9 protein-coding genes are annotated in these 15,363 nt (G+C 69.6%); 8 read left to right on the forward strand and 1 reads right to left on the reverse strand.

What is annotated here, in order from left to right; genetic code table 11:
• Positions 1-246: 246 nt before the first annotated feature.
• Complete coding sequence (locus ACIP5W_RS31475; RefSeq protein WP_401480880.1) at positions 247-3,987, reverse strand: GH92 family glycosyl hydrolase; 3,741 nt, start codon at positions 3,985-3,987, stop codon at positions 247-249.
• A 617-nt stretch (positions 3,988-4,604) separates the two neighbouring features.
• On the opposite strand from ACIP5W_RS31475, the gene ngcE reads away from it, so the two are divergent.
• The 8 genes from ngcE (at position 4,605) to dxs (ending at position 15,176) form a co-directional block, all read left to right on the forward strand.
• On the forward strand, positions 4,605-6,125 hold the full coding sequence (ngcE, locus tag ACIP5W_RS31480; protein WP_401480752.1) for an N-acetylglucosamine/diacetylchitobiose ABC transporter substrate-binding protein: 1,521 nt from the start codon (positions 4,605-4,607) through the stop codon (positions 6,123-6,125).
• Between the two features lie 28 nt (positions 6,126-6,153).
• Complete coding sequence (locus ACIP5W_RS31485) at positions 6,154-7,080, forward strand: carbohydrate ABC transporter permease (protein WP_401480754.1); 927 nt, start codon at positions 6,154-6,156, stop codon at positions 7,078-7,080.
• Positions 7,081-7,082: 2 nt separating this feature from the next.
• The gene (locus tag ACIP5W_RS31490) at positions 7,083-8,000 is read left to right on the forward strand and encodes a carbohydrate ABC transporter permease (RefSeq protein WP_401480756.1); all 918 of its coding nucleotides are present in this window, start codon (positions 7,083-7,085) and stop codon (positions 7,998-8,000) included.
• A gap of 216 nt (positions 8,001-8,216) precedes the next feature.
• A complete protein-coding gene (locus ACIP5W_RS31495; protein ID WP_401480882.1) occupies positions 8,217-9,416 on the forward strand; it encodes an ROK family protein in 1,200 nt (399 codons plus the stop codon).
• Between the two features lie 122 nt (positions 9,417-9,538).
• Positions 9,539-10,633, forward strand: a complete 1,095-nt coding sequence (locus ACIP5W_RS31500) for a sugar ABC transporter substrate-binding protein (protein ID WP_401480758.1) — start codon at positions 9,539-9,541, stop codon at positions 10,631-10,633.
• 275 nt (positions 10,634-10,908) lie between these two features.
• On the forward strand, positions 10,909-11,700 hold the full coding sequence (locus tag ACIP5W_RS31505) for an ATP-binding cassette domain-containing protein (protein ID WP_401480760.1): 792 nt from the start codon (positions 10,909-10,911) through the stop codon (positions 11,698-11,700).
• A complete protein-coding gene (locus tag ACIP5W_RS31510; protein ID WP_401480762.1) occupies positions 11,697-13,043 on the forward strand; it encodes a sugar ABC transporter permease in 1,347 nt (448 codons plus the stop codon). Before ACIP5W_RS31505 ends, ACIP5W_RS31510 begins: the two co-directional genes overlap by 4 nt.
• Before the next feature lie 213 nt (positions 13,044-13,256).
• Positions 13,257-15,176, forward strand: a complete 1,920-nt coding sequence (dxs, locus tag ACIP5W_RS31515; protein WP_401480764.1) for a 1-deoxy-D-xylulose-5-phosphate synthase — start codon at positions 13,257-13,259, stop codon at positions 15,174-15,176.
• The last annotated feature ends 187 nt before the right edge of the window (positions 15,177-15,363 follow it).

Genomic DNA, 15,363 nt, shown 5'->3' on the forward strand with positions numbered 1-15,363 from the left:
ACGAACCCGGGCTGGCGCTGACGGCGTGGCAGGAGGTCTGACCGACCCGCCAGGCCCGCGCGACCCGACGTGGGGGGGGGCCCCCCCCCCCCGCGGGGGGGCCCCCCCCCCCGGGGGCCCCCGGCGCCCCCGGGGGGGCGCCCCCCCCCCCCCCCCCCCCCCCCCCCCCCCCCCGCCCCGCCGCGGGGGGGGGGGGGGGGGGGGGGGGGGGGGCGGCCCCCCCCCCCCCCCCCGCCCCGCCCGCGATCAGCACAGCAACTCGACCTCCGTGACGACCGCCGGACCGTCGAAGGCCAGCCGGTAGTGCCGGTACGAGGCCGGGCGGGGGATCGAGAACGCCCGGGTCTGCCGGTCCCAGCGGAACGACTCGCCGGTGCGCCGGTCCAGGTCCGTCCAGGTCACGCCGTCGGACGAGCCCTGGAGCGTCCAGGCCGTCGGTGCGTCGGACTGTTTCGAGGACGTGAGCGTGTACTGGACGGCCTTCTCGGCGGCGCCGACCGGCAGGTCGACCGCGCCCGAGACCCCGGCCCCCGTCGCCGACGTGTTGTCGGACAGGGCGCCCTCGCCCGTGAGCACGTCCGTGCGCGGAGTGGGCACCTCGTCGTCCTCGGTGATCGACACGGGTGCCGCGCCCTTTCCGCCGCCCCACGCCGAGGGCCGCGGGCCCATGTCGAAGTCGAGGACCGCGCCCTTCGCCAGCAGCGAATGGGGGAGCGAGGTCGACTTCCACGGGCGGCCGTCGACCCGGAGGCCCTGTACGTAGACGTTCCGGGCGCTGTTGCGCGGCGCCCGGATCACCAGGTCCTCGCCGTTCTCCAGGTGCACGGTGGCCTTCTTGAACAGCGGGGAGCCGACCGCGTACTCGCCGCTGCCCATCACCAGCGGGTAGAAGCCGAGCGCGGAGAAGAGGTACCAGGCCGACTGCTCGCCGTTGTCCTCGTCGCCGTGGTAGCCCTGTCCGATCGTGCTGCCGGTGTACAGGCGCCCCAGCGCCTCGCGGACCCGGGCCTGCGCCTTCCAGGGCTGCCCGGCCGCGTCGTACATGTAGATCGCGTGGTGGGCCACCTGGTTGGAGTGCCCGTACATGCCCATCCGCACGTCCCGCGCCTCCGTCATCTCGTGGATGACGCCGCCGTAGGAGCCCGTGAACTCGGGGGAGGCGGTCTCCGGGGTCGCGAAGTAGGTGTCGAGCTTGTGCGCCAGGCCGTCGCGGCCGCCGTAGAGGTTGGCCAGGCCCCGGCTGTCCTGCGGGGCGGTGAAGGCGTAACCCCAGCCGTTGGTCTCGGTGTAGTCGTAGCCCCACACGCGGGGGTCGTAGGCCGACGACTTCACCCGCCAGTCGCCCTCCGCGTCCCGGCCCTGGAAGAAGCCGGCTTCCGCGTCGAACAGGTGCACATAGCCCTGCGCGCGGTTGAGGAAGTACTCCGACTCCTCCTGGTAGCGCCGCTCGCCCGTCCTCCTGAACAGTTCCTGTCCCATCCGGGCGATCCCGAAGTCGTTGAGGTAGCCCTCCAGGGCCCAGGACAGTCCCTCATGGGTGTCGGTGGCGGTGTAGCCGAGGAACGGCGAGGTCGCCATGCCCTTGCGGCCCACGCCGGACGACGGCGGCACGACGGTCGCGTTCTTCACGGCCGCGTCGTACGCCGACCTGGCGTCCAGGCCGACACCCTTGACGTACGCGTCCGCGAAGGCGACGTCCGACGAGGTGCCGGTCATCAGATCGGCGTACCCCGGGGAGGACCAGCGCGAGGTCCAGCCGCCGTCCCTGTACTGCTGCACGAACCCGTCCGCCAGCTCGCCCGCCCTGGCCGGCGTCAGGAGCGAGTACGCCGGCCAGGTCGTCCGATAGGTGTCCCAGAAACCGTTGTTGACGTACACCTTGCCGTCCACGATCTTCGCGCCGGTGCGCGTCGGGGTGTCCGGGCCGGGCATCGGGGAGAAGGGCGAGGCGTACTTGTACGTCGAACCCACCTTCTCGAAGCCGGAGTTGGGATACAGGTACAGCCGGTACAGACTGGAGTACAGCGTCGTCAGCTGGTCCGGGGTGGCACCCTCGACCTCCACCGTGCCCAGCAGCCCGTCCCACTGCCGCTGGGCCCGCCGCTCGACCGTCTCGAAGGCGGTCCCCTCCGGGATCTCGAGGCGCAGGTTGTCGCGGGCCTGGTCGACGCCGATCAGTGAGGTCGCCAGGCGCAGGGTGACCGTGCGGTCGGCGCCCGCGTCGAACCGCAGGTACCCCTTCACCCCGTTCGACGCCCCGGCCGTCACCGGCGCGTCGAACTCGCCGTACACGAACAGCCTGGTCGCGCCCGTGGACAGCCCCGACTTCACGTCCGACCAGCCGGTGACGACGCCCTTCTCGGTGTCGAGCGTGAGGCCCGCCCGGTCGGTGACGTTGTCGAAGACGACGCTCGCGTCGTCGCCCGGGTAGGTGAAGCGCAAGGCCGCCGCGTGGTCGGTCGGCGCCATCTCCGCCTTCAGCCCGTTCTCGAACCGCACGCCGTAGGAGTACGGCCGGGCCGTCTCGTTCGCGTGCCGGAACGGCAGCGCCCGCGCCGTCCGCCCGGTGTCCGGGACGCCGGCCGCCGCGGACGGCATCACCTGGAACGTCTGCCGGTCACCCATCCACGGACTGGGCTCGTGACTCGCGCTGAACGCCTGGATCGTGGGCAGGTTGTCGGCGTTGTTCGCGCGGGAGTAGTCGTAGAGCCAGCCCAGGGTGGACGCGTTGGTCACCGGGGTCCAGAAGTTGAAGCCGTGCGGCACGGCGGTCGCGGGGAAGGTGTTGCCCCGCGAGAAGCTCCCGCTGGAGTTGGTGCCGCGCGTGGTCACCGCGTAGTCCGACAGGTGCGCCTTGGGGGCCTCGGGCGGGGCCGTGCGCAGCGCGATGTCGTCCACCCAGCCCCGGAACCGTGCCGGCCCGCCGGGGGAGTCGTAGGCGAGGAGGATCCGGTCGACGGTCTTCCCGGCCGCCACCGAACCGATGCCCGCGACGACGTCGTTCCACTGGTTGACGTACAGCGACTTGGCCGCGCCCTGCCCGCGGGGCGACAGCGCGAAGCCGTACTGGTCGCTCGCCCCGAGCCCGCTCAGATACGTCCCGTCGGTGAACGCCAGGTCCACCGACACGTTCGTCGCCGCGTAGTCCAGGTCCCCCTCGGCCATGGCCGGGAAGATCCGGTACGCCAGGCGGGTGCGCGCCAAGACCCGCACGTTCACGTCGAAGACCTTGTTGTACGAGTAGCCGCGCCCCTCGGCGGTCTGCCGCCCGGCGTAGCGCAGGGCCCGCAGCCCCGTGAAGCCGGCCCGCGCCCTGGCGGTGGGGGAACCGCTCGGCCCGCGGTCGACGACGGTCTGCATGTCCGGCGGCACGGGGTCGCCGTCGCCGCCCGTCCCGAACCGCACGTCGGCGAGCTGGAGGATCCCGGCGCCGTGGTTCTTCGTCACCTCCAGCCGGAAGTGCCGGTAGGAGGCCGGTGCGCCGAGCGCGTACGTCCTCGTCTGCAACCGTCTGTCGAAGGACTCCCCGGAGCGGGTGTCGACGGCCGTCCAGTCGCTGCCGTCCGCCGAGCCCTTCAGGGTCCAGTCCGCCGGGTCGCGCCCGGCGGCGTCGTTGGCGGACGTCAGCGCGTACGCGGTGACCGCCGCGGGTTCGGGCAGGTCGAACTCCACCCAGCCGGTGGCCTCGAAGGCCAGCCACTTGGTGCCGGCCTCGCCGTCGACGAGGTTCTCCTTCACCTCGCCGCCGGCCGTGTTCTCGGCGCTCGCCCGGACGTCCGTGACCCGGTCGGTCACATCGCCGGGGAGCCCGCCGCCGTAGCCGCCGTCGACCCCCGACGCCCGTTTCCCGCCGCCCGGCACGGACTCGACGGTGCTCCGCCAGTCGGGAGCCCGCTCACCGTTCTCGAAGGAGGTGGCGAACTCCCGGTCGGGCACCGGCACCCGGTCGGGCAGGGCGACCGCCGCCCCCGGTGCGCCCGCCGCCATGACCAGGGCGGCCGTGCCCACGACCGCCCGTCTCCACCGGATCCACCTGGACCGAGCTCCGAAGCGCTGCATCCGTGAGCACCCTCCCTGCGCCGGACAACGTTGTCTTCCTTGATGCGCAGGAATCAGTAGGTGGCCAAGTGGCAAGTGATGTCAAGGACGTTGACCGCGCCATCCGGGTCCTTCGCAGTGACCCGGGCGGGCCCTGCGGGGCGTCGCGCCCAGGGTCCGCCGCTGGTTCCGGGAGGTGTCGTGCCAGGGTCCGCCGCTGGCTCCGCGAGGTGTCGTGCGAGCGTTGCCCCGTCGGCCCCGCGAGGCATTCCGCCAGGCTCCGCCGTGGATCGCCCGAACCGTTCTGAGCGGGTTCGCCGCAACTCCTCCACGGGCTCGCGTCCGGCGGTTTTCCGGCCGGACGGTCGCGGTGGGCTCATATTTCCGCCAGGTCTCAACTCGGAAAAGACCCATGGCCAACCTTGCATTCGATCTTGTCCGGCGGCGGGAAGTGGACTATACCTGTCGGCGATTCACCCGATCCGCACGACCCTGCTTCACCTGACCGCGGTGCCGGGAAGGATCCGGTTCACCGCCTGAGTCCTGGAGAAGGCGAGGACTTGAGCATGGGATCCACTTCTGTGTCCGATTCGGCTGATTCAACTGCTTCGACTGATTCAACTGGTTCGGCTGGTTCGGCCGGCTCCGTCGAGAATCGCGGTGCGAAAGGCGTCGGCCGCCGCGATCTGATCAGGAGATCGGCCGCCCTCGGACTGATCTCCGTCCCCACGGTGGGTTTCCTCTCCGCCTGCGCCAGCAGCGGGGGCGGCGGTGGCGAGGACAAGGCCGAGGCCGGAAAGAAGACCGACAAGAACCCGCTCGGCGTGAATGGCACCACCCGGATGGAATTCGTCCTGTTCGACGGCGGTTTCGGCAAGGAGTACGCCGAGGACGCCGTGAAGGTCTACGAACAGCGATTCCCGAAGGCCGAGGTGAAGTTCTCGGCCACCCAGAAGATCCAGTCCACCCTCCAGCCCCGTTTCAACCAGGGCACCCCGCCGGACCTCATCGACAACTCCGGCGCCGAGCAGATGGACATGGGCGTCCTGGTCGGCAAGAACCAGCTGGCCGACCTCACCGCGCTGCTGGACGCGCCGTCCTACGACGACCCGTCGAAGAAGGTCCGCGACACCCTGCGCCCCGGCATCGTGGAGATGGGCCAGTTCGACGGCGACCCGGTCTGGATCATGTACTACGCGTACACCGTGTACGGCGTCTGGTACTCGCAGAAGGCCCTGGACTCGCTGGACGCCACCTACCCCGAGACCTGGGACGAGATGCTCGCGGTCTGCGAGAAGGCCAAGAAGAAGGGCATGGCGGGCTGGACGTACGCGGGCAAGTACCCGTACTACCTCCCCTTCTCGCTGTACCCGATGATCGGCAAGGTCGGCGGCCGCGAAGTCCTCGACGCCATCGACAACCTGGAGCCGAACGCCTGGAGACACCCGGCGGTCAAGGCCTGCTTCGACGCCTACTACGAGCTGTACAAGAAGGGCTACGTCCTCCAGGGCACCCCCGGCCTGGACCACATCCAGTCGCAGACCGCGTGGGCCAAGGGCAAGGCCCTGTTCCTGCCCAACGGCTCCTGGGTGGAGAACGAGTCGGCCAACGTCATCCCCGCCGGCTTCGACCTCGCCGTCTCCGCGCCGACCGGACTCGACAGCTCCGACAAGCTGCCGTTCGGCACCATCTGGGCCTCCGGCGGCGAGCCGTTCGTCGTCCCGGCCAAGGCGAAGAACCCGGCCGGCGGGATGGAGCAGCTGCGCATCATGCTGAGCGAGGCGTCCTCGAAGAACTTCACCTCCAAGGTCAAGTCGCTGACCGCGTACAACGGCGGCACCGACGGCATCACCCTCACCCCCGGCCTCGAGTCGGGTGTCGCCGCGCTGGACAAGGCCGGTCAGAACGTGGTGAACCCGCGGCTCCAGGACTGGTACGTGCAATTGCAGAAGGAGAAGATCGGGGTCTCCGGACTCGGCGAGATGATGGCCGGCCGGCTCACTCCGGCGGAGGCGGTCAAGAAGATCCAGGGTTACGCCGACGAGGCGGCCAAGGATTCCTCGATCAAGCACTACAAGCACCAGTGACCGGCATTATCACGACACCGGAGTGGCGATGCAGCACGGCAAGTACCGGTTCGTCGCGGGGTTCCTGGCGCTGCCCCTGGGACTGTACGCGCTCTTCGTGGTGTGGCCGTTCGTCCAGTCCATCTACTACTCGTTCACGGACTGGACCGGTCTGAGCCCCGAGTTCGAGATGGTCGGCCTGGACAATTACCGGAGGATGCTGGACGACGACATCTTCTGGAAGTCCCTGCAGCACAGCTTGCTGTTCGCGGTCGTGCTGCCGCTGGTGACGATCGGCCTGGCGCTGTTCTTCGCCTTCATGATCAATGTCGGCGGACGGAGGAGAAGGGGCGGCCCGGTCGTCTCCGGTGTGCGCGGCTCTTCCTTCTACAAGATCGTCTATTTCTTCCCGCAGGTACTGTCGATCGCCATCGTGGCGTTGTTGTTCGCCTTCGCCTACAACCCCGACAGCGGCGCCGTCAACTCGTTGCTGCGCGGGATCGGTCTGGACGGCGTGCAGCCGCTGTGGCTGGGCGATCCGGGGCTCGCGCTGTGGTGCGTGATGGCGGTGCTCGTCTGGTCGACGGTCGGTTTCTTCGTGGTGCTGTTCTCCGCGGGCATGGCGTCGATCCCGGCGGACCTGTACGAGGCCGCCCTGCTCGACGGCGCCGGCCGCGCCACCACGTTCTTCCGCATCACCCTGCCGCTGCTGTGGGACACCGTGCAGTCCGGCTGGGTCTACATGGGCATCCTCGCGCTCGGCGCGGAGTCCTTCGCGGTCGTCCAGATCATGACGACCGGGCCGGGCGGGCCCGACTACTCGACCACCGTCATGGTCCTCTACGTGTACCAGAAGGCGTTCCGCGACGGTCAGGCCGCCTACGCCACCACCATCGGAGTCGCCCTGCTCGTCGTGACGCTGGCCTTCGCCGCGCTGGTGATGCGGCTGGGCCGGCGCGAGCGGCTGGAGTACTGATCATGAGCATCGAGAAGACCGCAGAGCCCCCGGCGCCCGTCCCCGTCACGAAGGCGGACCTTCCGCCGGCCGGGGCACCGCCCCGGACGCGGAAGGAGGGGCAGGTCCTCAACGCCTTCTCGCACGGCATCCTCGTCGTGTGGGCGGTGATGGTCGTGCTGCCGCTGCTGTGGGCGGTGATGACCTCCTTCAAGGACGACGGCTCCATCTTCGGCTCGCCCTGGTCGCTGCCCGACACACTGCACTTCGACAACTGGTCGCGGGCCTGGACCGAGGCCGACATGGGCGACTACTTCCTCAACACCGTGCTGGTGGTGGGAGGGTCGCTCGTCGGCACCCTGGTGCTCGGCTCGATGGCGGCGTACGTCCTGGCCCGGTTCGACTTCCCCGGCAACCGGTTCGTCTACTACCTGTTCGTCGGCGGCATGAGTTTCCCGATCATGCTCGCGCTGGTCCCGCTGTTCTACGTGGTGAACAACATGGGCCTGCTGAACACGGTCCACGGCCTGATCCTGGTCTACATCGCCTACTCGCTGCCGTTCACGGTGTTCTTCCTGACGGCGTTCTTCCGCACGCTGCCCTCGTCGGTGGCGGAGGCGGCGTTCGTCGACGGCGCCTCGCACAGCCGTACGTTCTTCCAGATCATGCTGCCGATGGCCAGGCCCGGCCTGATCAGCGTGGGGATCTTCAACTTCCTGGGCCAGTGGAACCAGTACATGCTCCCCACGGTCCTCAACACCGATCCGGACAAGCGCGTCCTCACCCAGGGACTGGTCCAGCTGGCCGTCAGCCAGGGCTACAAGGGCGACTGGTCGGGTCTTTTCGCGGGCCTGGTGATGGCGATGCTGCCGGTGCTCGCCGCGTACGTCGTCTTCCAGCGGCAGGTGGTGCAGGGACTGACCGCGGGGGCGCTGAAGTAGTCCCTCCCCTTGATCACTTGGACGCCGCGGTAGCACTGCGCAGCCACCCGTACGCGTGCCGTTCCCGAGTCGGGGAACGGCACCGTTCAGTGTGTGCACGAACGCGATTAGTGTTCAACCTCTTGACGGGAGGCAACCCGAACAGCTCAGCTTAGAGTTCACTAGTTGGACATGGACGGGGCCTCATCGAAGCGGTCCCGCGCGCAGGAGGTCGTCGTGGAGACTCCGGGGTCGCAGTCGTCGCTGCACCGAGCCAACCTGGAGCGGGTGGTGCGCGCCGTGCGCCTGGCCGGGTCCCTCACGCAGGCGGAGATCGCCCGGACGACGGGCCTGTCCGCGGCGACCGTGTCCAACATCGTGCGCGAGCTGAAGGACCGCGGGACCGTCGAGGTCACGCCCACCTCGGCGGGTGGCCGCAGGGCCCGCAGCGTCAGTCTGAGCGGGGACGCCGGCATCGTCATCGGGGTGGATTTCGGCCACACCCACCTGCGGGTCGCCGTGGGCAATCTGGCCCATCAGGTGCTGGCCGAGGAGTCCGAACCGCTGGATGTGGACGCCTCCTCGACGCAGGGCTTCGACCGGGCGGAACAGCTGGTCAACCGCCTGATCGAGGCCACCGGGGTGGACCGCTCGAAGATCGCCGGAGTGGGCCTCGGGGTCCCCGGTCCGATCGACGTGGAGTCCGGCTCGCTCGGCTCTTCCGCGATCCTGCCCGGCTGGATCGGCACCAAGCCCGCCGAGGAGCTGCGGGGGCGGCTCGGCGTGGCCGTGCACGTGGACAACGACGCCAACCTCGGCGCCCTCGGCGAGCTGGTCTGGGGCAGCGGCAGAGGCGTTCGTGATCTTGCTTACATCAAGGTCGCCAGCGGTGTCGGCGCCGGTCTGGTGATCGACGGGAAGATCTACCGGGGTCCTGGCGGCACCGCGGGCGAAATAGGACATATTACACTCGACGAATCGGGCCCCGTCTGCCGCTGCGGAAACCGGGGCTGCCTGGAGACCTTCACGGCCGCCCGCTACGTGCTGCCGCTCCTCCAGTCCAGCCACGGCACGGACCTGACCATGGAGGGAGTCGTGCGGCTGGCCAGGGAGGGAGACCCGGGCTGCCGTCGGGTGATCGCCGACGTCGGCCGGCACATCGGCAGTGGAGTCGCCAACCTCTGCAACCTGCTGAACCCGAGCCGGGTGGTCCTGGGCGGTGATCTCGCCGAGGCCGGTGAGCTGGTGCTCGGACCCATCAGGGAGTCCGTGGGCCGCTACGCGATCCCCAGCGCGGCACGGCAACTCACCGTTCTCCCGGGGGCACTCGGAGGCCGTGCGGAGGTGCTCGGGGCGCTCGCTCTCGCGCTCAGCGAGATGGGTGATTCGACCCTTTTGGACGGCACGCTGACGGCCAACACACCTGCCTTCACTTAGAGAACGAATGACGCCGTTGCCATCTCGTTAAGTATTTACTTCTTGACGTCGCACGTGTGGCCGAGTTGACTTCCAGCCACCTCGGCCGCAGCGTTGCGGCCCTGTCAGGGAGGCACACCCCAATGAACGCAACGATGCGTAGAGTCGTGATCGGCGCCACCGCCGTCTCCATGGCCCTGTCGATTGCCGCGTGCGGCAAGGCGGGCGACGACGACTCCGGCAGCAGCAGCAAGTCCGACAGCAAGTCCATCGGCCTGCTGCTCCCCGACAGCGTCACGGCGCGCTACGAGAAGTTCGACAAGCCGCTCTTCGAGGCCAAGGTCAAGGAGCTCTGCTCCGACTGCGACGTGCAGTACGCGAACGCCGCCGCCGACCCGGCCAAGCAGGCCCAGCAGATGAGCAGCATGGTCACCAAGGGCGTCAAGGTGATCGTCGTCTCCGCGCAGGACTCGGCCGCCATCAAGTCCTCCATCAAGTCCGCGGTGGACAAGGGCGTCAAGGTCGTCGCCTACGACCGCCTCGCGCAGGGTCCGGTCTCGGCCTACGTCTCCTTCGACAACGTCAAGGTCGGCGAGCTCCAGGGCCAGGCCCTCCTCGACGCACTCGGCCCGAAGGCCACCCCCACGGCGAACGTCGTCATGATCAACGGTGACGACGCCGACCCGAACGCCGGCCAGTTCAAGGAAGGCGCCCACAAAGCCCTCGACGGCAAGGTCAAGATCGCCTACGAGCAGTCCGGCCTGTGGAAGGACACCGTCGCCGCGCAGAAGATGTCGGCCGCGATCACGCAGCTCGGCGCGAAGAAGATCGCGGGCGTCTACGCCGCCAACGACGGCATGGCCGGTGGCATCGCCAACACCCTCAAGGGCGCGAAGATCAGCGGCATCCCGCTGACCGGCCAGGACGCGGAGCTCGCGGGCATCCAGCGCATCGTCGCCGGCACCCAGTCCTCCACCGTCTACAAGGCCTTCAAGCCCGAGGCCGACGCCGCCGCCCAGCTCGCGGTCAACCTGCTCGAGGGCAAGGACGTCAAGTCCCTCGCCACCACCGAGCTGACCAGCGGCTCCGGCGACAAGGTCCCCTCCCAGCTGCTGACCCCGGTGTCGGTCACCAAGGCCAACATCAAGGACACGGTCATCGCGGACAAGCTGTACACGGTCGAGGAGATCTGCACCGCCGAGTTCGCCGCCGCCTGCAAGGCCGCCGGCCTCCAGTAGCGGTCCCGCGCCCCGCGCGCATCCGGCTCGGGTCCCCCGCGGGGCCCGGGCCACCGGCCGCACAGCGGCCCCGTGAGACCCCGCCGACGCCTGCCCCACCTTCACACCCCGCTGCCGGGGCGGGCGTCGGACGGAACCGTTGCCAAGTGCGGCGGACTCGCGCATGTTCATCTTGTAAACCTCGTGCGTCAGCGCCCCGTACCCGTCGGCGTTGCGCACACCCTTCCGCGCCTGTCCCACAGCGCGGCATCCCCGCCGGTCAGGCGGCGAAGGAGATGGTTCACGTGTCCGCTACGCCCGTGCTGGCGTTGCGCGGAGTCTCCAAGCGATTCGGTGCGGTGCAGGCACTCACCGACGTCGAGCTGGAGGTCCACGCCGGAGAAGTGGTCGCCCTGGTGGGCGACAACGGCGCAGGAAAGTCCACCCTGGTCAAGACGATCGCGGGTGTCCACCCCATCGATGAGGGCGTCATCGAATGGGAGGGCAAGCCGGTCAGCATCAACAAGCCGCACGACGCTCAGGGCCTCGGCGTCGCGACGGTCTACCAGGACCTCGCGCTCTGCGACAACCTCGACGTGGTCGGCAACCTCTACCTCGGCCGCGAGCTGCTGCGCCGCGGTGTCATCGACGAGGTGTCGATGGAGAAGAACGCCCGCGAGCTGCTGTCCACGCTCTCCATCCGCATCCCGAGCGTGCGCATCCCGATCGCGAGCCTCTCCGGCGGTCAGCGCCAGGTCGTCGCCATCGCCCGCGCGCTGATCGGCGACCCCAAGGTCGTCATCCTCGACGAGCCCACCGCCGCCCTCGGTGTCGAGCAGACCGCGCAGGTCCTCGACCTGGTCGAGCGGCTGCGCGAGCGCAACCTCGGTGTCATCCTCATCAGCCACAACATGGCCGACGTCAAGGCGGTCGCCGACACCGTCGCCGTCCTGCGCCTGGGCAAGAACAACGGCTCCTTCCCCGTGAAGGACACCAGCCACGAAGAGATCATCGCCGCGATCACGGGTGCCACGGACAACGCCGTGACCCGTCGTGCGGGGCGTCGCACCGCGGAGGCGGCAAAGTGAGCGACACGTCCAAGACCGTGAAGAGCGACAGCGCCAAGGTCGAGAAGACCGAAGGCGTGGTGGAGGATCAGACCACCGTCGCCCCCGCCGACGACCCCACGGCCGCCCCGGTCACCGTCGTCGACCCGCGCCTGCTGGTCCGCGAGGAGGGCCTCAAGGGCTACATCACCGAGTTCAAGCGCAAGGTCAAGGGCGGCGAGCTGGGCTCGCTGCCGGTGGTCATCGGCCTGATCGTCATCTGGACGATCTTCCAGCTGCAGAACGACCGCTTCCTGAGCGCCGACAACCTCTCGAACATCAGCTACTACCTGTCGGCCACCGGCATGCTGGCCATCGGCCTGGTGTTCGTCCTGCTGCTCGGCGAGATCGACCTGTCCGTCGGCTCCGTCAGCGGCCTGGCGTCCACCCTGTTCGCCGTGTTCGTGGTGAACAACGGCATGAACCCGTGGCTGTCGCTCGTCCTGACGGTCCTCACGGGCATCGCCATCGGCGCCCTGCACGGCTGGTTCTTCGCCAGGATCGGCGTACCCGCCTTCGTGGTGACCCTGGCCGGCTTCCTCGGCTGGAACGGTCTGATGCTGTGGCTGCTGGGTGACAGCGGCACCATCAACATCCCGTCCGACTCCGGTCCGGTCCACCTGCTCGGGCAGAGCTCCTTCTTCATGGACCAGGCCATCATCGGTGCCTACCTCCTGGCCGGCCTCGGTGTGGCGTCCATGCTGTTCGGCTCCTTCGGCGAGCAGCGCCGCCGCAAGGCTGCGGGCGTGCCGTTCCGGCCCACCAGCGAGATCCTGCTGCGCGTCGGCGCGCTGGCCGTCGCGTCCTTCGCGGCCGCGGCCGTGCTGAACAACGCCGCCGGCGTCTCCAACGCGCTCGTCATCTTCCTGGCCGCGCTGGTCATCGTCGACTTCATCCTCCGCCGTACGACCTTCGGCCGTCAGGTCTTCGCGGTCGGCGGCGGTATCGAGGCGGCCCGCCGCGCCGGTATCAACGTGCCGATGATCCGCATCACCGTGTTCGCCATCGCCGGTGGGTTCGCCTCGGTCGGCGGTATGTTCTTCGCCGGCCAGACCGCCAGCGCCACGCTCAGCGCCGGTGGCGGCAACACCCTGATGCTGGCGATCGCCGCGGCGGTCATCGGCGGTACCAGCCTCTTCGGCGGCCGCGGCACCGTCTGGTCCGCCCTCCTGGGCATGCTGGTCATCCAGTCCATCCAGACCGGTCTCGACCTGCTGAACATGAACACCTCGATCCAGTACATGATCACCGGTGGTGTCCTGCTCGGCGCGGTCGTCATCGACTCGGTCTCCCGCAAGAGCCAGAAGGCCGCCGGTCGAGGCTGACCTCGGCGGCGCCCCACCCCGTGCCCGGTACCCGCGTGGGTGCCGGGCACAGGCATGCCGGGCCCGTCCGGGGGGACCCGCATCCAGGGGACGGCCGAACCGTGAATCCCCGAGGACCCCTGAATCAAGGGGCGGGCGCCGTCCGCCGGGCCGGAAGATTAGACTCGCAGAGCCCGGCAACAGCTCGATCAGCTCTACTGCAAGGAGGCACGGGTGCCGCTGCTGACCCGCATCAGGGGACCGCGCGATCTGGACCGGCTCAGCCTGGAGGAGCTGGACCAGCTGGCAGGGGAGATCCGGACCTTCCTCGTCGACGCCGTGTCCAAGACCGGCGGCCACCTCGGCCCCAACCTCGGTGTGGTCGAGCTCACCATCGCACTGCACCGGGTCTTCGAGTCCCCGAAGGACAAGGTGCTCTGGGACACCGGCCACCAGTCCTACGTGCACAAACTGCTCACCGGCCGGCAGGACTTCTCCCGGCTGAAGATGAAGGACGGCCTGTCCGGCTACCCCTCGCAGGCCGAGTCCGAGCACGACGTCATCGAGAACAGCCACGCCTCCACGGTGCTCGGCTGGGCCGACGGCATCGCCAAGGCCAACGAGATCCTGAAACGGGACAGCCACGTCGTGGCGGTCATCGGTGACGGCGCCCTGACCGGCGGCATGGCCTGGGAGGCGCTGAACAACATCGCCGAGGCCAAGGACCGTCCGCTCGTCATCGTCGTCAACGACAACGAGCGTTCCTACGCCCCCACCATCGGCGGCCTCGCCAACCACCTGGCGACCCTGCGCACGACCGACGGCTACGAGCGTTTCCTCGCCCGCACCAAGGACATCCTCGACCGCACCCCGGTCGTCGGGAAGCCCCTCTTCGACACCCTGCACGGCGCCAAGAAGGGCCTGAAGGACTTCATCGCGCCGCAGGGCATGTTCGAGGACCTCGGCCTGAAGTACGTCGGCCCGATCGACGGCCACGACATCGAGGCCCTGGAGTCGGCGCTGGCCCGTGCCAAGCGCTTCGGCGGCCCCGTCATCGTGCACTGCCTCACCGAGAAGGGCCGCGGCTACCAGCCCGCCCTCCAGGACGAGGCCGACCGCTTCCACGCCGTCGGCAAGATCCACCCCGACACGGGTCTGCCGATCGCCAGCAGCGGCGCCGACTGGACCTCCGTCTTCGGCGAGGAGATGGTGAAGCTCGGCACCGAGCGCGAGGACATCGTCGCCATCACCGCGGCCATGCTCCAGCCCGTCGGCCTGGACAAGTTCGCCAAGGCCTTCCCCGACCGCGTCTACGACGTCGGCATCGCCGAGCAGCACGGCGCCGTCTCCGCGGCGGGCCTCGCCCACGCGGGCGTGCACCCCGTCTTCGCGGTCTACGCCACCTTCCTCAACCGCGCCTTCGACCAGGTCCTCATGGACGTCGCCCTGCACAGGTGCGGGGTCACCTTCGTGCTCGACCGGGCCGGCGTGACCGGCACCGACGGCGCCTCCCACAACGGCATGTGGGACATGTCGATCCTCCAGGTCGTACCGGGCCTCAGGCTGGCCGCGCCGCGCGACGCCGACCAGGTGCGCGCCCAGCTGCGGGAGGCCGTCCAGGTCGACGACGCGCCCACCGTGGTGCGCTTCTCCAAGGGCGCCGTCGGACCCGCCGTACCGGCCGTGGGACGCGTCGGCGGCATGGACGTACTGCGCGAGCCGGGCACGGACCGGCCCGACGTGCTGCTCGTCTCCGTGGGCGCCCTCGCCCCGATGTGCCTGGAGATCGCCGGCCTGCTCGACCGGCAGGGCATCTCCACCACCGTCGTCGACCCGCGCTGGGTCAAGCCCGTCGACGAGGCCATGGCCCCGCTCGCCGAGCGCCACCGCGTCGTCGTCACCGTCGAGGACAACTCGCGCGTCGGCGGTGTGGGCTCCACGATCGCCCAGGCCCTGCGCGACGCCGGGGTGGACGTGCCCCTGCGCGACTTCGGCATCCCGCCCCGCTTCCTCGACCACGCCTCCCGCGCCGAGGTCATGGCCGAGATCGGGCTGACCGCCCCCGACATCGCCCGCCAGGTCACCGGCCTGGTCTCCCGGCTCGACGGGCGGTACGACAGGACGGCCGCCGAGGTCGAGCCCGCGCGCGACTGACGGCGACGCACACGACCGACGGCGACGCACGCGACGACGGGAATCGCGCGCGATGCGCGCCGACACGCCGTGCCGGGCCGGTTTCACCGCTGAGAGGGTGGTGAAACCGGCCCATTTGCGTGATTGAGCCCGCGCCGGGGCATACGGACTACGCCCCCTCTCGATCATGTCGGGGACGACACAGCGT

Origin of the sequence: Streptomyces sp. NPDC088766 (genome assembly GCF_044750845.1) — a bacterium.
Lineage (GTDB): Bacteria > Actinomycetota > Actinomycetes > Streptomycetales > Streptomycetaceae > Streptomyces.

Coding starts and splice junctions, on each gene's coding strand:
- ACIP5W_RS31475 (WP_401480880.1), bottom strand. CDS start 3,987: ATGGCGGCGGGCGCACCGGGGGCGGCGGTCGCCCTGCCCGACCGGGTG.
- ngcE (WP_401480752.1), top strand. CDS start 4,605: ATGGGATCCACTTCTGTGTCCGATTCGGCTGATTCAACTGCTTCGACT.
- ACIP5W_RS31485 (WP_401480754.1), top strand. CDS start 6,154: ATGCAGCACGGCAAGTACCGGTTCGTCGCGGGGTTCCTGGCGCTGCCC.
- ACIP5W_RS31490 (WP_401480756.1), top strand. CDS start 7,083: ATGAGCATCGAGAAGACCGCAGAGCCCCCGGCGCCCGTCCCCGTCACG.
- ACIP5W_RS31500 (WP_401480758.1), top strand. CDS start 9,539: ATGAACGCAACGATGCGTAGAGTCGTGATCGGCGCCACCGCCGTCTCC.
- ACIP5W_RS31505 (WP_401480760.1), top strand. CDS start 10,909: ATGGTTCACGTGTCCGCTACGCCCGTGCTGGCGTTGCGCGGAGTCTCC.